At 43.8% G+C, this 16,519-nt stretch carries 18 protein-coding genes; 12 read left to right on the top strand and 6 right to left on the bottom strand.

Features of this window, described 5'->3' with window-relative positions:
• Positions 1-112 precede the first annotated feature (112 nt).
• Positions 113-496 carry a hypothetical protein gene (locus tag QTO00_RS04225; protein WP_331423168.1) on the top strand — a complete coding sequence of 128 codons (384 nt, stop codon included), beginning with the start codon at positions 113-115 and terminating at the stop codon, positions 494-496.
• Positions 497-552: 56 nt separating this feature from the next.
• On the opposite strand, the gene QTO00_RS04220 is transcribed toward QTO00_RS04225, so the two are convergent.
• A complete protein-coding gene (locus tag QTO00_RS04220; RefSeq protein WP_331423167.1) occupies positions 553-2,262 on the bottom strand; it encodes an ABC-F family ATP-binding cassette domain-containing protein in 1,710 nt (569 codons plus the stop codon).
• A 326-nt stretch (positions 2,263-2,588) separates the two neighbouring features.
• Positions 2,589-3,134, bottom strand: coding sequence for a TetR/AcrR family transcriptional regulator (locus QTO00_RS04215; protein ID WP_331423165.1), 546 nt, complete (start codon positions 3,132-3,134; stop codon positions 2,589-2,591).
• Between the two features lie 148 nt (positions 3,135-3,282).
• Here QTO00_RS04215 and QTO00_RS04210 point away from each other — a divergent pair, with 148 nt between their 5' ends.
• The 3 genes from QTO00_RS04210 (at position 3,283) to QTO00_RS04200 (ending at position 5,972) form a co-directional block, all read left to right on the top strand.
• Positions 3,283-3,876 carry a hypothetical protein gene (locus QTO00_RS04210; protein ID WP_331423163.1) on the top strand — a complete coding sequence of 198 codons (594 nt, stop codon included), beginning with the start codon at positions 3,283-3,285 and terminating at the stop codon, positions 3,874-3,876.
• A gap of 11 nt (positions 3,877-3,887) precedes the next feature.
• Complete coding sequence (locus tag QTO00_RS04205) at positions 3,888-4,763, top strand: SDR family oxidoreductase (RefSeq protein WP_331423162.1); 876 nt, start codon at positions 3,888-3,890, stop codon at positions 4,761-4,763.
• Between the two features lie 123 nt (positions 4,764-4,886).
• Positions 4,887-5,972 carry an AarF/UbiB family protein gene (locus tag QTO00_RS04200; protein WP_331423160.1) on the top strand — a complete coding sequence of 362 codons (1,086 nt, stop codon included), beginning with the start codon at positions 4,887-4,889 and terminating at the stop codon, positions 5,970-5,972.
• Positions 5,973-5,977: 5 nt separating this feature from the next.
• On the opposite strand, the gene QTO00_RS04195 is transcribed toward QTO00_RS04200, so the two are convergent.
• Entirely contained in the window at positions 5,978-6,319 is a 342-nt protein-coding gene (locus QTO00_RS04195; protein ID WP_331423158.1) for a rhodanese-like domain-containing protein, read from the bottom strand.
• A gap of 152 nt (positions 6,320-6,471) precedes the next feature.
• Here QTO00_RS04195 and QTO00_RS04190 point away from each other — a divergent pair, with 152 nt between their 5' ends.
• Positions 6,472-7,314: a DMT family transporter gene (locus tag QTO00_RS04190; RefSeq protein WP_331423156.1), complete on the top strand. Its 843-nt coding sequence runs from the start codon at positions 6,472-6,474 to the stop codon at positions 7,312-7,314.
• A gap of 22 nt (positions 7,315-7,336) precedes the next feature.
• Here QTO00_RS04190 and QTO00_RS04185 read toward each other — a convergent pair whose 3' ends face one another.
• Positions 7,337-8,194 carry a LysR family transcriptional regulator gene (locus QTO00_RS04185; protein ID WP_331423169.1) on the bottom strand — a complete coding sequence of 286 codons (858 nt, stop codon included), beginning with the start codon at positions 8,192-8,194 and terminating at the stop codon, positions 7,337-7,339.
• A gap of 161 nt (positions 8,195-8,355) precedes the next feature.
• On the opposite strand from QTO00_RS04185, the gene QTO00_RS04180 reads away from it, so the two are divergent.
• Positions 8,356-9,327 carry an aldo/keto reductase gene (locus QTO00_RS04180; protein WP_331423155.1) on the top strand — a complete coding sequence of 324 codons (972 nt, stop codon included), beginning with the start codon at positions 8,356-8,358 and terminating at the stop codon, positions 9,325-9,327.
• A gap of 19 nt (positions 9,328-9,346) precedes the next feature.
• Positions 9,347-9,739, top strand: a complete 393-nt coding sequence (locus tag QTO00_RS04175) for a GlcG/HbpS family heme-binding protein (RefSeq protein ID WP_331423154.1) — start codon at positions 9,347-9,349, stop codon at positions 9,737-9,739.
• Positions 9,740-9,787: 48 nt separating this feature from the next.
• Here the strand turns inward: QTO00_RS04175 and QTO00_RS04170 are convergent, their stop codons facing one another.
• Positions 9,788-10,282, bottom strand: coding sequence for a peptidylprolyl isomerase (locus tag QTO00_RS04170; protein ID WP_331423153.1), 495 nt, complete (start codon positions 10,280-10,282; stop codon positions 9,788-9,790).
• A gap of 244 nt (positions 10,283-10,526) precedes the next feature.
• Here QTO00_RS04170 and QTO00_RS04165 point away from each other — a divergent pair, with 244 nt between their 5' ends.
• From QTO00_RS04165 to QTO00_RS04145, 5 genes are all read left to right on the top strand, one after another.
• Positions 10,527-11,222, top strand: coding sequence for a VC0807 family protein (locus tag QTO00_RS04165; protein WP_038202379.1), 696 nt, complete (start codon positions 10,527-10,529; stop codon positions 11,220-11,222).
• Between the two features lie 241 nt (positions 11,223-11,463).
• Positions 11,464-11,964 (top strand): hypothetical protein, encoded by a 501-nt coding sequence (locus tag QTO00_RS04160; protein ID WP_331423152.1) that lies wholly within the window; start codon positions 11,464-11,466, stop codon positions 11,962-11,964.
• The gene (locus tag QTO00_RS04155; protein WP_331423151.1) at positions 11,957-14,098 is read left to right on the top strand and encodes an ATP-binding protein; all 2,142 of its coding nucleotides are present in this window, start codon (positions 11,957-11,959) and stop codon (positions 14,096-14,098) included. The genes QTO00_RS04160 and QTO00_RS04155 overlap by 8 nt, the downstream gene beginning before the upstream one ends.
• A gap of 210 nt (positions 14,099-14,308) precedes the next feature.
• Positions 14,309-14,836, top strand: a complete 528-nt coding sequence (locus tag QTO00_RS04150) for a DUF4189 domain-containing protein (protein ID WP_331423150.1) — start codon at positions 14,309-14,311, stop codon at positions 14,834-14,836.
• A gap of 51 nt (positions 14,837-14,887) precedes the next feature.
• The gene (locus tag QTO00_RS04145; protein ID WP_331423149.1) at positions 14,888-15,202 is read left to right on the top strand and encodes a hypothetical protein; all 315 of its coding nucleotides are present in this window, start codon (positions 14,888-14,890) and stop codon (positions 15,200-15,202) included.
• Positions 15,203-15,681: 479 nt separating this feature from the next.
• On the opposite strand, the gene QTO00_RS04140 is transcribed toward QTO00_RS04145, so the two are convergent.
• Entirely contained in the window at positions 15,682-16,518 is an 837-nt protein-coding gene (locus QTO00_RS04140; RefSeq protein WP_331423148.1) for a sterol desaturase family protein, read from the bottom strand.
• Position 16,519: the final 1 nt, after the last annotated feature.

The raw sequence follows: 16,519 nt of genomic DNA, 5'->3' as shown, positions 1-16,519 counted from the left end.
CCGAGTTAAGGCACCACCTACCCAATGCATATTTGCAGGCCCATAATCTGGCGCAACACGGCTTAGTTGTGCTTTAATCAGTTCAACACAACTAGAACGTGGAAAGGATGCCATGAAGATCAAAGTTACCCTATTTTTGTTGTTAGCAGCATTTTTCGGCACTGCTTGGGCTGACGGTTTACCAGAAGAACTCCAGAAACCAACAGAAAAGATGAGCCCGGAAGAGCATAGAATGTATTTGTTGGGATTAAACATAGGTCAGATAAAAGCAATGGGCTTTCTTTGTGAACAAAAAGCTGGGGTTGTTATTGCGAAGTATAAGGCCGAGATGGCTAAAATTGATCAAGCGGGCAAAGATGAAAAATACTGGGCAGAGTTTAAGTTAGGGATGGATAACATGTACGACTATGTGTTGAGAGCATCTGAAGAAGGCTTGGACCTTGAAGAACTAAAACAGCACTGTGAACAAGCGAATGAGCAGCTTTCCAACAGTTGAATTGAAAAAGAGGCACCGTTATCGGTGCCTCTCCACTTATTATGTACTAATACACTTTATAGCTGGCGGGTTATGGTTTCCATCTCATCTCGCCATTGTTGTTGAAGGTTTAGCTTTTGATGTTTAGGTTTTCGATTGAGATCATCTTCCAACAAAGTTTCCAGTTCGATCAGTCGCTCGAGCAGTTGTTCCTCGCTTGTTATCTCTAAACGTATGTTTGGCTCAGTGATGGATAAAACAGGGTTAGTCTCAGAGCCTACAGCGTTTGCCGAAATCTGCTCATAGACCTCTTCCGCAGTTAAGTATTCAGTCAATACTCCTCTATTGATCAACCAAAAGCGATTGCAGCTCTGCTCGATTAAACTTCGATCGTGACTGACAATCAGTGCCGCGCCTTCAAAGCGATTTAAAGTCTCTATCAATTCCTCTTTACCTTCCATATCTAAATGGTTGGTTGGCTCATCGAGAAATAGCATATGGTACTTTGATAAAGTCAGTCCAATAAACAGCAAGCGTGCACGCTCACCGCCACTAAGTGAAGCAACCAGCTGCCCGTGACGTGTGTACTCGAACCCAGCTCCAATCAAAGAACGCTTGGCTGTTTCGCTGCTTACTGATGCGAAAGATTGCAGTGCATCGCTTAGCGTGTCGGTATTTTTCAGTTGCTGAAGAGACTGGTCGTAGTAACCCAAACGGCAACGGTCATGAAAGGTTAGGGTTGAGGTCGAGCCCGATTGGTAGCAAGTGTATAGCTGGTTGAGCAGCGTGGACTTACCGCAGCCGTTACTGCCTAACACGGCAATACAGTCACCACTTTTCACCTGTGTCTCTGCCATGTCAAATAGGTGATAGTCACTATCTGGAGGCGTGACCTTAAGCGATGCTACTTCGAGAAGCCTATTCGCAGGTAGTGGCTCTCCTTGAAGTACCAGTTGCCAAGGCGTGCCCTCAGAAAGCTCAGTTTGCTCTTCTTCCAATCGCTCTTTTCGGGCATACATGGTTTTAGCTTTACGAGCTAGATCTTCGTTGTCGTAAACCTTACCCCATGTAGCAAGACGTTTGGCACTCTTCTCTATCCGGTCGATCTCTTTCTGTTCATTAGCGTAACGGGCTTGGTCTTGCTCATCTTTCTCACTGAGCGCTTTACGTGCTTGTGAGCAATTCAAAGCAAAGTGATGCAGAGATTTATCTCGCATGACCCAAGTGGTATTGGTTACGCGATCAAGTAAAGTTTGATCGTGAGAGACCAACACGAATGAACCTTTCCATGTTGATAGAAACTGTTCTAGCCACAATAGCGATGGTAAATCTAAGTGGTTGCTTGGTTCATCAAGCAGGAGCAAATCAGGTTGGTTGATGATGGCTCTAGCGATGAGCAGCCGCATTTGTTGACCGCCACTGCAATTGCTCACTAGGGTATTTCGCTCCGACTGAGAAAAACCAAGCTCGGTTAAAACCAGTTCAGCGCGCCAGTGCTCCTCAGGGCTTAGTGTTTCTGCCAATGCTTCAAGAATGCTTTTACTCTGCAGACGTTCAGGAACGTGTTGTTCGACATAGCTCATCAGGCAACTTGCTGCTTTGGCTATTCGGCCTTCACTTGGTTCCATCTGACCGTTCAGGACCTTCATTAGCGAGCTTTTTCCACAGCCATTGTGGCCAATTAAGCCAATTTTATCGCCACGATTAATGGTGAAAGAGAGTGCGCTAAAAAGCGGAGTTGAAGTGTAAGAAAGCGTTAGGGATTGTGCAGTTAAATAAGTACTCATAATGTTCTCAAGAATTTTGGGCGCAAAACGCCATTGTCAGGGCTGACAATAATTCTTCGAGCTTGAGGGAAAGTACTCGGGACGTTATTCGTCTGTAGGTGATGTTTCGCTCAAGTCGAGATTATCGCAGCGCGATATCTAAAACTCTTGAGCGAGCCTTCATGCCAAATAAGCGTGGGTTGATTGAACACCACAAAGACATAAATTCCTCCTTAATTCGGTTGTGAAAGTGTTGGCACTTTCGGTTAAACAATGTACTGGATTCTAACTCGGATTTAACCGATGTACAAAGCGAGTACTTAAATGGCTCTCATGGATACCGTTGATTATTTTATTATCCGTTCAATCTGTTCAGTGATAAATTGGTTTTCTAATGGACGCCCTAGCATAATTTGATGATTGAGTAATCCGAGCATCAACGTATATAGAGAGTCTTTATCGGGTGCTGAAACGTATTTTTGTAGCATGGCAATGTACTTTTGATTCGCAAGTAACATACAAGGATCCGTTGCAATGTTTTCTTGTCCGATCACGTCGATGTAATCCGAGACCAATTTCATCTCTTGGAAGAATCTTGGGGCCATTTGATTAAAGATCAATACGAAATTTTTAATCTTCTGGTTTACATCTGCTTCATCTGAACTCGGTCTTCCAGCCAAGATCTCAGCATCAAAATTCACTATCGCTTCGGTCGCCGCTTTGAACAGTTCATCTTTGCTTTTGTAGTAGTGATAGACGGCACTCTTACTCATCCCTAGATGTTCGCAAAGCTGCCTCATACCTATATTTTTATACCCAAAATCAAGGAATATCTCGGTTGCCTTTAGTGCGATTTCTTGTCGTTTTTTCTCATGATCGACGATCTTAGGCATGTTTACTTCTCTAAGTGTTCTTTTGAAAAACTACGCGGAGTATAACACAGAACCTTTATTTTAGACCAATTGGACAAAAAAAGATCTTTACCTTCGTGTCGGGTCGCGTTACTTTAAAAAGACCAAGTGGTCTAAATAGGGGTGAGGTATGAAAATTGATTGGAATATTCCACAAGAGAGAGCTGGATTTTGGGGTGTGATTGACAAGCTTATTGGTCCAGGAGCCACTAAAGCGGAAAAAAATCTACAGTTTTATGTTCCCTTTGCTGCGGGTCTTGGATTGGCTTATTGGGCTTTTATCACTCAATTGGAGTGGAGCTGGGCTCAGTATTTGATAGCTGGATTACTCACGGTAGATATTGTTGGAGGAATCATCACGAATTCAACATCTAGCGCTAAGCGTTGGTTCCATCGAGAGGGGCAAGGTTTCACACAACATATGGGCTTTATTTTTGTTCATTTTGTCCAACTGTCGATGTACAGCTGGGCATTCTTGGATTTTGATATTGTGTGGGTTGCTGTTGTTGGGGGCTATATGGTGTTTGCATGCACCGTGATCTTAAAAACACCTCTATATTTGCAACGCCCTGTTGCATTGACAGCCTATTCATTGAGCATTGTTCTTAGCACGTATTGGTTTGACGCCCCGCAAGGATTAGAGTGGTTTTTACCGCTGTTTTACCTCAAATTGCTGGTGAGCCATGTATTACGTGAAGAACCTTATCGTCCAGTACAATTGTAGAGGGTATTGATATGACTACATCTTTCCGAATTCTAATTGCAGGCTCTACTGGTTACTTAGGTTCGAGTATCGTAGAAATTTTGAAGACGCAGCATCCTGAGTTTTCTGCATTGGCTAGAAACAAACGTAAGCTGTTAGCTATGGGTTTAAGTGATTCACAAGTGATCGAAGCTCAAGTCACTAATCCTGAAGAGATTCGTGGCATTTGTGAAGGGTTCGATATCGTTATTTCTTGTATTGGAATCACTCGTCAGCAAGATGGCCTAGGCTATATGGATGTAGATTATCAGGCCAATCTCAATTTGCTCGAAGAGGCAGAGCGATCTGGTGTTAGCAAGTTTATTTACATCTCTGCATTCAACGCACAAAACCATCCTGAAGTAAGGCTTCTGAAGGCTAAGGAAAAATTTGCAAGGCGTCTTTTGCAATCGACAAAAATTACGCCTTGTGTGATTCGTCCAAATGGTTTCTTTTCAGATATTGCTGAAGTGTACAATATGGCAATGTCAGGTCGAGTTTTTACGTTTGGTAAAGGTGAGAACCGTCTTAACCCTATTGACGGAAAAGATCTCGGCCAGTTTTGCTTAGAAGCGATAAACCGAACTGAAACGGAGTTAGCTGTCGGTGGGCCTGATACCCTTTCAGTCAATGAAATTACTAGGTTGGCATTTTCTGCTTTGGATAAATCACAGCGTGTAGTTTACCTGCCTGACTTATTGCGTAAATGCGCGCTTGCGGTAGCGAGTCTGTTACCTGAGAAATGGGGAGGTCCTGCAGAGTTTTTCTTAACTATGTTAGGTCAAGATAACTGCGCCCCTAGTTATGGAAGTAAGAGCATCGAGGAATATTTTGGTCAGTTAGCGGAGCGGGATAGAAACTCAAGCTAAGATACTCAGCTATATGGTATTCCACCCAAGTTCTCAGCCTTGTATTTGTTGTCCTAGGGGGGATGTCATGTGTTTTACTGTTGATAAAGTTAGTAGTATCTAACCATCAGCAGGATGCACTTGATGAACCTACGTCAGAAACAACAGCAGCAGTTTGAACTTAGTGGAGAGAACCTCATTGTTGGTCATATCGATGATTGCCCGATCACGCCTGAACAACTTGCGGACACAACAAAGGACTCGTCTTACGTTGTAGATACTTTTCAAAGTGGGTTAACCGCCGAAGTGTTTCGAGTTCGTTTTGATGGCAAAGATTACACGTTAAAGAAAAAGCGACCTGAGGCAAAGGTTAAGAACCTCGACGGAAAGTATTCGTTCCTCAATGAAGTGCAGCGACGCTTTGATATTCAGAGTAAGAAAGATGATCCTCTTGCTGCTCAAGACTTTGAGTGTGTTGTACCAACGGTTTATGCTGACTATCGTTTGGGCTTTATCCTGTCTGATTGGATTGAAGGAGAGCCTGTTATACAGGTGTCTAGTTCGATGTTGTCTCAGCTGTTTTCGACTCTATCTGCATGTGAAAAGATCGGCTTGTTTGAGTGGGATCTCTGTAGTGGCAACATGTTAGTTGATGAGAACCACAAGTTGTGGCTGTTTGATTTTGGCTATATGTACCCGTTTAACCCGTTGCGTGAGCTAAACAGCAATGGCTTGGATGCGCCTTTGTTTAACTTCTGCGAGCGATTTGAAACGCGTTTTCTTTCTGGTTGGCTATTGGAGCAGAATTTGTCTTATGCTGAGTCTCTGGCGGTGTTCAAAAACGTAAAGCATGAAGCGTTGAGTTGTTTGACTAAGCAATTGAAATGGCTAAAAGGCAATGGGGCTGACTGGGAGGTGATCTCGCAAAAGCAGTCGCTTGTGACTCAGTATCAGCAAGCAATAGAAACAGACAGCAAGTTGAAGGATCTATTTAGAGTCGAGATGTTTCGCTCTCATGTGTTAGATATCGAAGATGATCTTGATGGTAAAAGCTGTACCCCAACGACAATCAAACGGGTCGAAACTGTGTTGGCAATGATTCAAGAGCACTATTCAGAGCTAAAACAGCAAGGTGGACTCTTCTATCACAATGAGGGCAAACACAAGCAAGAGTTGTTAGATGCCTACCGACATAAGCTTGAGCTAGTGCATAGTTATCAAATCAAGTAACGCTGCTATTGGTTACTTTGCATCTCTGTTAAACCGCCTGCGTTATGCAGCTGTGTAAATCCTTGTGACTTGAGGTATTGATACGCTTGACCTGAGCGGTTGCCACTGCGACAGTAAAGAACAATTTGAGTGTTCTTATCGATGTTTGCGAAGTGCTTGTTTAGCTCAGAAAGAGGGTAGTTAATCGCATTCTCTAGATGCCCCGCGCTAAATTCTTGCGGCGTTCTGACATCGACAATCAGGGCGCCTTGTTCAATCCATTGCCATCCAATCTCTGCGCGCTCTGAAGCTGTGGCAGAAAAACTTAGTGAAACAAGAAGTGTCAGTAGTAGCGCAAGTCGTTTCATTTCATCCCTCTCAGATACGTTTTCTTACCTGCAAATTTATACCACTCAATATAAATCTCTGATCAGATATAGCCAAATTATATTAGCCAGAATCAATAGAGCTATCACTCAGAACTCAAATCAAACTACACTTTCTCAATTAAGGGAGAGTTATGCATACAACCACACTTCTTGCGCTGGCATTGTTCGCCTTTGCTGCTAATTCGTTTTTTTGCCGTTTTGCACTGGCCAGTCAAGCTATCGACCCTGGTTCTTTTACTTGGCTGCGCCTTGTTTCTGGCGCCGTGACTCTGCTGATTATCCAAACTCTGCGCGGACAAATGGACTATCGTTTTTTCCAAGATAAGAAGAGCTGGTGGTCTGGAATATCGCTGTTTGGCTACGCAATCTGCTTTTCGTTCGCCTATACCCAGCTCAGTACAGGAACGGGGGCTTTGATCCTGTTTGGTATGGTGCAGCTCACTTTAGTCGCATTTCATGTTTTGACTGGAAATCGGCTTAGCAGTAAAGAGATGCTAGGTATTGTAGTAGCGCTTTCGGGATTTACCATTCTAATGCTGCCATCCGCTCAAACACCTAGCTGGTATGCGGCGGCACTCATGCTGATTTCCGGCGTCTGCTGGGGGATATTTACCTTGCTTGGTCGAGGCACGATCGTCGCTTCCGTGTCGATTACTCGGGGGTTCGTGTTAGCTAGTGTCTTGGCGGTTGTCGCTAGCCCAGTGTTGATTTCATCTGAAACCACCACTATAGATGGTGTGTTGTGGGCGTTGATGTCTGGCGTCGTTGCCTCTGGCTTTGGCTACATTTTGTGGTATCAGGTGGTGAAACAAATTTCAGTGCTGCAAGCTTCGGTGGCACAACTGGCCGTACCTGTGATTGCTTTTATTGCAGGTAGCGTCGGATTGGGCGAGCCAATTACCCTAATATCAGTACTATCTTGCCTACTCGTTCTTGGTGGCATTGCGCTGATATTTGTTGCTAAGGTTAAGTAAAACTGAGGTTTAAAGTTCAGCCTCAGTCCAAAATTTCCTTTGCAAAATAGCTTTTAACGTACTCAATAAACGTGATGAGTTTTGCTGGTGGGTAAACCGGTTGGGGATACAAAAGGTAGAAGGTGTTGGTCTGCCCGGAGTTCTGTTTACTCAGCACCTCCTGCAACTCTCCTCGCTCAATCTCTTGCTCAACGTAATAACTCGGTACCCGAATAATTCCTTTCCCATGTATCGCTTGCTGTTTTAGCACGTGGTTTTCATTGGTCTTCAGCCAACCAGACACGATAGGGTTGCTCGACTTCAGTGGCCAATTTGTCTGGTGAAGGGTCGTCAGGCAACTATGGTTTAGAAGATCACCTTCAACCTTTGGATTGCCACTGTTTGTTAGATAGTTGGCAGATGCGACCAAAATGTGTCGATAGCTAAACAGTTTATGTGCGACCAAGTTGTCTGGCGGGGTATTGATTGCGCGGATTGCGAGATCGATATCATCTTGAATAAGGTTATATTTGGTAAAGCTTGAGTTAAGTTCAAACTCTATATCCGGGTGCGACTGCTTGAACTTAAAACAGATATCGCTAAGAAATGCTTCAGTAAACATTTTGGGAGCGGTTAGGCGAAGCAGCCCACTAATCTGCTCGTTTTCCTCTTGGACATTATCTCTAAACGCGTGGATTTGATGCTTGATCTTTAAACCATGGTTATAGGCCCGCTGGCCTTCGGCTGTTAAACGCATATGGCGAGTCGAGCGCACCACAAGCTTTGTTTTGAGCTCCTCTTCAAGCGCTTTAATTTGCTTTGACATATAACCCTTGGATATGCCGAGTTTCTCTGTTGCTTTGGTAAAGCTCCCCTGTTCAGCAAGCTCTAAGAACATCATTAGCCGCTCTACGTTTTTCACATCCACTTGTTTAAGCTCACATCATTGATTAGCTAAGTTTCCTAATAGTAAACAGTGTTTTTACTATTAGCTAGTTTATTGAACTATGTGGAAACAATAATATTTATTCAACAGAATGAGAAACTTAACTGGTGACCGCTATGGATCAATCTCCGATTAGTAAGTACTTACCTAATGCAAGCCAATTGGTGTATGGGTGCATGGGTTTAGGTGGAGGGTGGAATGATAACCCTCTTCAGGCCGATGACATCAGGCAGGCACAAAGCGTTGTTGAAACTGCACTGGAGTCAGGAATCAATGTCTTTGACCATGCTGACATTTACACCTTTAGCAAAGCTGAACAAGCGTTTGGCGAGGTACTAAAGTACAATCCTTCGCTGCGCGATTCGATGTATCTGCAATCTAAGTGCGGTATTCGTTTTGAAGATGATCTTGGCCCTGGAAGATATGATTTTTCTGCTGAGTGGGTGACAGAATCATTAAACGGCATCTTAAGCAGGCTTAACACCGAAAAGCTTGATGTGTTCTTGTTGCACCGTCCAGATCCTTTGGTTGAGTTAGATGAGTTAGCAGGTGCATTGAACCGGCTAAAACAAGCGGGTAAGTTTGACCACCTTGGCGTGTCGAACATGAATCATCACCAAATTGAGTTTTTGCAGTCAGCGTTAGACATGCCGATTGTGGCGAACCAAGTTGAAATGTCACTAGCTAAGCTAGACTGGCTAAACGATGGTGTGATGGTGGGTACGCCAAGCCAGCAAGAGATTAACTTTGCGAGTGGCACATTGGAGTACTGTCGTTCAAACAATGTTCAGCTTCAGGCATGGGGTAGCCTGGCGAGAGGTGCGTTTTCTGAGCAAGGTCGCCACTCAGACAGTGAAAGTGTTCGTAACACCGCTGAATATGTGGCGACGCTTTGCCACAAGTATCAAGTTCCAAGCGAAGCGATCGTATTGGCGTTTTTGCGTCGCCATCCAGCAAGTATTCAGCCGGTGATTGGTACTACTAACCTTGAGCGAATTAAAGCGTGTGCTGTGGCAACCAGCATTAGTTTGACTCGTGAAGAGTGGTATAGCCTATTTGTTAAAGCGCGCGGACACGCACTGCCTTAGTTGAAGATTGGAGATAACAATGTTGAATCAAAATAATCTACAAGCCTTGATAAATGAGGCGATTAGCAAAGCAACAGCGGCTAGCCAGTCTATCGCAGTAAGTATTTGTGATACCCACGGCGAGCTACTTGGTTTCATTCGTATGGATGGTGTGAGTCTACAAGCAGGCGTGCTGGCGCAAAGCAAAGCGTATACATCAGCTCGTGATCGTCAACCGAGTGGCAACCTTGGCACTTGGGCGAGAGAAACAGGTAAAACACTGGGCTATTGGACTGACCCGAAAATCACTGGGTTCAAAGGCGGCTTACCTATCGAGATAAATGGCGCTGTTGTTGGTGGTATTGGGATTAGCGGCTTGAGTGAGGAAGAGGATGAAAGCTTAGCCCAGCAGGTGCTGAAAGCTCTTCTATAGCGCTGTCGAATAATTGGATGCCTCACCAAGTGTGAGGCATCTACAAGGTTACTCTGTGATGGTTACCTTGTTAATCTTGATCGTATCGAGCGGCACATCATCGTGGCCTTTCTTGTTGCCAGTCATAGCTTTACCTATGTTGTTCACCACTTCCATGCCTGCTGTTACCTTACCGAACACTGCGTAGCCCCAACCTTGGTTGGTTTTTGCTGTGTGATCCAGAAAGTCATTGTCATCTAGATTGATAAAGAACTGAGCCGTCGCAGAGTGCGGCGCATCTGTTCGTGCGAAAGCGATAGTGCCAGTTGTGTTTTTCAAGCCACGGTTTGCTTCGTTGGCGATCGGTGCATGGGTATCTTTCTCGGTCATATCGTCGGTATGCCCACCACCTTGAATCATGAATCCATCTATCACGCGGTGGAAAATCGTTCCCTCATAGAAGCCTTCTTGGCAGTAACGTAGAAAGTTCTTTGAACTCACTGGCGCCTTTTCCATGTTTAATTCAATTTCGATATCGCCGTAAGTGGTTGATAAAATGACCATAGTTATTACTCGTTTGGAATGAAAACGTCAGTAGTATAGCAAGAGTTACTGTTTTCCTTGAGTAGTTCGCAGGCTGACAAGGGCCGTAGCCTCAAACTAATGTAGGCTTTTTCGTCCTGAATCGTTAATTATTTCATAAGTCGTTACACAACTCGGTACTTTAACGCTTTACTTATTGTAGTAACCAATGAACACTGCCGTACAAAGTTATACTGAAGCGACAAATTAAGAGTCACAAGAAATTATGAGTAACACCACGACCAAAAAGTCGAACCCTCTATTTGAGATCCTGTTCAACGTTATTATTCCTTCAATTATTTTGATGAAACTAAGTGGCGATGAGTACCTTGGTACAGCAATGGCACTGGTTGTCGCGTTATTATTCCCGATTGTTTATGGCGGCATGGATCTTATCCGTAATAAGAAATTCAATTTTATCGCAGCGCTGGGCTTTGTCAGTGTTTTGCTTACGGGCGGTATTGGCCTTTTAGAGCTTGATACTCGTTGGTTAGCTGTTAAAGAAGCGCTAATTCCTGGCCTGATTGGTTTGGCTGTTTTAGGATCGACGTTTACTCGTTACCCTCTTATGCAGAAAATGGTTTTGAACGACACAGTGCTCAACTTAGAGGTGATAACTGAGCGCCTGAAAGAGAACGGTAAAACAGAAGCGTTTGATCGTTGCCTGATGTCATCTAACTACCTATTTGCCAGCACATTTGCTTTCTCTTCGGCGATGAACTACTTCTTGGCAACTTGGATTGTTACTAGCCCAGCCGGAACGCCTGAGTTCAATGAGGAGTTAGGCAAACTCACGCTTTACAGCTACCCAATGATCGCGATTCCAAGCATGCTGATGATGTTCGGCATCTTCTACTATGTATGGCGTCAGATCCGCGCAATGACTTCTTTGGAAACTGAACAGATTTTCCATACAAAGTAGCAAGATAGAAGACGAAAGGGACGGTTATCGTCCCTTTTTGGTATGTGGCTACTTCTCTTCAAGAGCAGTTTGAGTCTCCAACAAGACATTTTTACCATTGTACCGTAGCAAGCAAACTATCTTTGATTCAATGAGATAAGCGAAGTTAATTGCAGCGCATAGTCATTCTTTGTCTATACTGATTTGAAAGCGTGTTTGTTATTCCGCGACCATCTATATCACTATGATCATTGAGGCTTTTATGCAGAAAACGTTAGCGACAGTCATTGCCAGTATATTATTGTTGTTTAGCCAAAGTGTTCTGGCGCTCTCGGCTCCAACGGGTGAGCCAATTTTGTGGGTTTCAGGCAATATTGCAGAGTCAAACTCAGACCAAGGGGTAGAGTTTGATCAGGCTATGATTGACCAATTGCAACAGGTGACCGTTCAAACCAATAACCACGTGGTTGAACAAACGGTAGAATACAAAGGGCCAACGATCAGTAGCATTCTTGAGTTAGTTAAATCCCGTGGTGAATCGGTGAGAATTATCGCGTGGGATGACTACGTGGTGACTGTTCCGGTGTCGGACCTCGATAAATATCAAGTATTACTAGCAACGCATGAAGCCGGAAAGCGTTTGACTATTGATGACAAGGGGCCATTCTTTGTCGTATTCCCGTTTGCGGATCATGCTGAGTTGAGAAACGATTTCTACTACAGTCTATCGGTATGGCAAGTGAGGGAAATCGTCGTTGAGTAGTTCGAGTTCTCAAACCCGGGGCAAACCCGGTCACGCATTCTCAATCATTATTGGCATCATGTGTGTCGCTTTGATGTTTATCATTGGCTATGTTTTTTACTCCCAGTCCGAGATTAAGAATGTCTCGCCTCAGCCCTATGTGACTATTGTGAACAACAACTTGTCAGCAAAAGGTAAGTTGCTGTCGGTTAAAAATGAACTCTTAGTGTTTTTGGCCAACCCTTCAAATCGCACACTTGCCAAATTAAAGATGAAAGCTCGAGTTCAGCGCTCGAGTATTTTGCAAGATTTCCAGGCGGAACGTACCCAAAGAATCCACCAGCAATACGGTGACTTGAAGAAGCTGTCAGAAATAATATTCGATATCGAGCGCGTATTTTTACACCTCAATAATGTCAGCCTCGATAGCGATTCACTGACAGCGAATGTGTTGAAGGAGCTCGATGCAGTTTATGGCGACTTGAACCTGTACCTTTCCAATTTCGTCTCAAACGTACAGAAAAATCAGATGCAGTTTGCCCAGTTTAAAGAAGACTTCTACGACAGGCAGTCACTCTATCTTGGTTTGATTCTGTTCATTTCGATGATCATGATTGGCGCTATTTCATGGATGTACGTCAATCAGATTAAGCTTGCCCATGACCTACAAGAGCGCACAGATAACATGGAAGCGGCTAAAAAACTGGCTGAGGAGAGTGCAACGGCCAAAGCGCGCTTTTTGGCTAATATGTCCCATGAGATGCGCACGCCACTAAACTCGGTTATAGGCTTAAGCCAAAAAGAGTACTACCTTGAATGTGATGATCAAACTCGGCAGTTTACATCATTGATAAATAGCTCTGGACAACATCTGCTTAAGCTCATCAACAGTGTGCTCGATATCAGCAAGATAGAACAAGGTAAGGTGAAGCTTGAGCGTGATACCTTCTATTGTGAAGAGCTAGTATATGTGTCAAAAACCATTTTTATTGAGATGAGTAAGCCAGACGTTGAGGTTTATTTTTCTACCTCGTTAGACAAGAACTACCAGATAGTGGCGGATAAAACCAAACTGCTGCAAATCGTCAATAACTTGAGTTACAACGCGGTGAAGTTTACTGCTCACGGATTTGTTGATATTCATTTCGACATTGATATTGAAACCAGTATGTTGAGTATCAAGGTTCAGGATACCGGCATCGGAATGAATGAAGAGCAACTTTCTAAGGTGTTTGAAGAGTTTACTCAGGCTGATGACTCGATCACCCGCAAATATGGTGGAACGGGGTTAGGGTTGTCAATCAGTCAATCCTTAGTGCAACTGATGGGCGGCACCTTGTCAGTACAGAGTAAGATGAAACTTGGCACCACTTTCACGGTTAGTATCCCGGTTGAAATTGTCGGTCAACAGAGTTTTGAGCTACCAAGTTCATTAACCGAACAAGTCAGTGTACTGGCTGAAAATGCCTTCGTGCGAAACGTGATTGTGGATGAACTGTCGCGACTTAACCTCTATGCTCCTAATAAGGGTAGTGTGCTGGTTTACATCCATAATGAGCATGATAGCGTTGATCTCGAGCAATTGGTTCAGTCTCAACCCGGTATTTCACATGTGATTGCTTATACCGATGTCGGGGTGGAGCTACCTAACTTAGATAACATAACCAAGCTCAGTAAGCCTTATGATCTTTACCATTTGCTCAATACACTATGCAGCCTTTCCTCGACAGAATCTAAGGAGGGCAAAGAGGAAATTGAAATTTCATCGCCATCTTTGTCTGTGCTCATTGTTGAAGACATGAAGGTCAATCAAATTGTTGCTTCTAAGATGCTCTCAACACTAAACGTTCACTCAGAGGTGGCCAACGATGGTCAGGAGTGCTTAGAGATATTGGCCCAGAAAACGTTTGATCTCATTTTTATGGACATCCAAATGCCAGTCATGGACGGGATTGAAGCGATGAAACGCATTCGCGAAGAAAACTTAGCTCCTGATACAACGATAGTTGCCTTGACTGCGAACACCTTTGAAAAGGATGTTTTATCGTACCTTGAACAAGGGTTTGATGATGTACTGCCGAAACCTGTCAGGCTGGATTTGATGCAGAAGACGATAGAAAAGTACCAGCGCTTGGGGTTTGTTAAATCTAGCTGACATAAGCTACCCAAAATGCTTTCGATGCATTAAGTGCACGGTCTACCAGTGCAAACTTTGATACTGAATAAAATGGACACTTACAGCGGCTAAATTGTTTTAAATCAAAGGAAAATAAACTTCTCAACTTAATTTGTTTTGCTGGTTTGACGAGTAGAGAACCAATGTCTAAAGCTTAAATGTATATGTCACAACTAGATGGATATGGTTATGAAAAATATAGTGTTTACTAGCTTGTTGTTGGTTGTTTCCAGCTTTCAAGTCCACGCGAGTAACGATGGAACGAGCTATGCTGCGTTGTCGGTAGACAATGAGAATGGCTTTTACTATGGTTGGTCGCATGATTATCCGACCCAGGCCGGAGCTGCTGACAAGGCAAAGTCCGAGTGTAGAAAGGCTGGCGGTAATCATTGTAGTGTCGTGCTTGAATTCTCTGGGCAAGGATTTGGATATTATTACACTGTATCTGATCAAGATGGTTCGGCATATGGCTGGGCTGCCTATCGTAAAAAAGAAGATGCTCAGCAAAGAGCCCTCAATGAATGTATCCAAAGGGCGAATGGAAAGCAGTGTAGTAATTTTGTATGGGCGAGCAACTCCAATACCAAAGAGAAATTTAATCTAATAGCAAACTCTTCTAGAGGGCTTTGCTATGGCATTGTGTTCCAAAACTGCGCAACGGATACATCCGAGTCATTTCGTAAAAATAATAGCTTACCTTATGGTGTTAGAGCCTAGACTAGGCCGTTCACGTTTGAAGTTCCTATTTGCTATAACACCAAGATGTATGTGGAAAATGGCAAGCTTGATAAAGATGGTTCTCGTTCACTTAAGAAGGAGGCAAACATTGTTTCGGCTGTGATTGATTTGGAGAATAAGCTAACCAGTGTGATGAAGCGAGATGCGCCTAGGATTTGTGATAAGAAGTGGCAAACAACAATGAAAACTTGGGTGTCTGAAGAGGCAATGCGAAAATCAATGGGGTATGAAAATCGTCAGCCCTCTCCTGGAAATCGTTCAGCAAGAATATATGAAGAAATTGAAGTTCCGTTTGCTGTCGAATATATAGAACTGAAGTTGAAAGATGGCCTTAAATGGAACTAATCTGCATGGTGTTATCGAGCTAGTTCATCTGGCTAGCTCGTGTATTCGCCAAATAAACAGACCATTTCTATTGTCCAAATCTTGGTAGAATTCTATTTCATTCAATTATTTGAAGCTAATGTGTTTCGTGTTCGTCTTTTTTAAAAGGATAGGGTATATATAGCTTTTGCTCATTGGTAGATTCGATGACCAAGGTTGTTGATAAGGAAAATAAATGGCCCAAAGTGAAACCCTCTTACACTGTACCAACTGTAATCAAAAGACGTCCCACAGAAGGTTGAGCACAGAGGAAATCGAGGAGAATCAGCGCAAAAGAAACAGCTAGAAGGCTCGTTTACTGAGTATTGTGGCGGATGTGATTTTCGGCACTTATAAATCACCCACTATGGTGAGTTACTACAAGTGCACGGTTTGTGGTGCAGAATACAACGAGGATGAGAGTATGCCTCATGGTTGGGGTTAGCTGTTAAAGCGCACGGTCATTGTTTGTCATTGGGCGGTGTAAGGAAAACAGCTAAACCTTGTTTCAAGCTTGACGCGTTTTGCGCAGCAGTGAACATGTCTCGCCATTCAGAAAAGGTGACAGTAAGTGGGTTATAGCTATTCACTGGCTTGGTAATCCCGTAGCGCACTGTCTCGACCTCTGGCTCGAAGGTACCAAAGAGCTTATCCCAAATGATCAGCACGCCAGCGTAGTTTTTGTCTATGTACTGTGGATTACGTCCATGATGAACTCGGTGGTGTGATGGGGTGTTAAACACTCGCTCAAGTATCCCCAGTGAGCGAATCCATTGTGTGTGGACAAAGAACTGCAAGCCCAAATTGAGTAAAACAGCAAAGACAACCCATTTAGGTTCAAAGCCGACGATGACCAAAGGCACCCAGAACAGCCACATTCCCGCAATCGGATACATCAAGCTTTGGCGAAATGCAGTACTAAAGTTCATCCTCTCTGAGCTGTGATGCGCGACATGGGCTGCCCACATCCAACGAGTTCGATGACTCGCACGATGAAACCAGTAATAGCAAAAATCCTGTAGAATCAAGAGCACAATGAATGAGGTTACGCTCATATCAATCTCAAACAACTTCCAACCAAACAGCCATAAATAGACTTTTACTATCAGTAAGCCAGTCACAAGGTCAGCAAGCTGATGCATTCCTGCGAGTGAGAAGTTACAAAGTACTTCGGGCAATTTGTAGCTTGAGTTTTCCGGCAGGTTTCCCCGTCTTTGACCGATAAAATATTCGGCAAGCATTAATGCGACAAACAGGGGCGCAAGCAGCATGAGCAACCACTCTGGGTGATCAATTATG

It is taken from the genome of Vibrio sp. M260118 (genome assembly GCF_036533755.1).
GTDB lineage: Bacteria > Pseudomonadota > Gammaproteobacteria > Enterobacterales > Vibrionaceae > Vibrio.
Note: the sequence above shows the minus strand (reverse complement) of the source record. Positions and strands in the feature narration are given on the sequence as shown.

Excerpts from the sequence above, each read along its gene's own strand:
- QTO00_RS04220 (WP_331423167.1), bottom strand. The coding sequence starts at position 2,262 with ATGAGTACTTATTTAACTGCACAATCCCTAACGCTTTCTTACACTTCA.
- QTO00_RS04170 (WP_331423153.1), bottom strand. The coding sequence starts at position 10,282 with ATGGTCATTTTATCAACCACTTACGGCGATATCGAAATTGAATTAAAC.
- QTO00_RS04160 (WP_331423152.1), top strand. The coding sequence starts at position 11,464 with ATGCAGAAAACGTTAGCGACAGTCATTGCCAGTATATTATTGTTGTTT.
- QTO00_RS04210 (WP_331423163.1), top strand. The coding sequence starts at position 3,283 with ATGAAAATTGATTGGAATATTCCACAAGAGAGAGCTGGATTTTGGGGT.
- QTO00_RS04185 (WP_331423169.1), bottom strand. The coding sequence starts at position 8,194 with ATGATGTTCTTAGAGCTTGCTGAACAGGGGAGCTTTACCAAAGCAACA.
- QTO00_RS04205 (WP_331423162.1), top strand. The coding sequence starts at position 3,888 with ATGACTACATCTTTCCGAATTCTAATTGCAGGCTCTACTGGTTACTTA.
- QTO00_RS04215 (WP_331423165.1), bottom strand. The coding sequence starts at position 3,134 with ATGCCTAAGATCGTCGATCATGAGAAAAAACGACAAGAAATCGCACTA.
- QTO00_RS04180 (WP_331423155.1), top strand. The coding sequence starts at position 8,356 with ATGGATCAATCTCCGATTAGTAAGTACTTACCTAATGCAAGCCAATTG.
- QTO00_RS04200 (WP_331423160.1), top strand. The coding sequence starts at position 4,887 with ATGAACCTACGTCAGAAACAACAGCAGCAGTTTGAACTTAGTGGAGAG.
- QTO00_RS04165 (WP_038202379.1), top strand. The coding sequence starts at position 10,527 with ATGAGTAACACCACGACCAAAAAGTCGAACCCTCTATTTGAGATCCTG.
- QTO00_RS04175 (WP_331423154.1), top strand. The coding sequence starts at position 9,347 with ATGTTGAATCAAAATAATCTACAAGCCTTGATAAATGAGGCGATTAGC.
- QTO00_RS04225 (WP_331423168.1), top strand. The coding sequence starts at position 113 with ATGAAGATCAAAGTTACCCTATTTTTGTTGTTAGCAGCATTTTTCGGC.
- QTO00_RS04190 (WP_331423156.1), top strand. The coding sequence starts at position 6,472 with ATGCATACAACCACACTTCTTGCGCTGGCATTGTTCGCCTTTGCTGCT.
- QTO00_RS04195 (WP_331423158.1), bottom strand. The coding sequence starts at position 6,319 with ATGAAACGACTTGCGCTACTACTGACACTTCTTGTTTCACTAAGTTTT.
- QTO00_RS04150 (WP_331423150.1), top strand. The coding sequence starts at position 14,309 with ATGAAAAATATAGTGTTTACTAGCTTGTTGTTGGTTGTTTCCAGCTTT.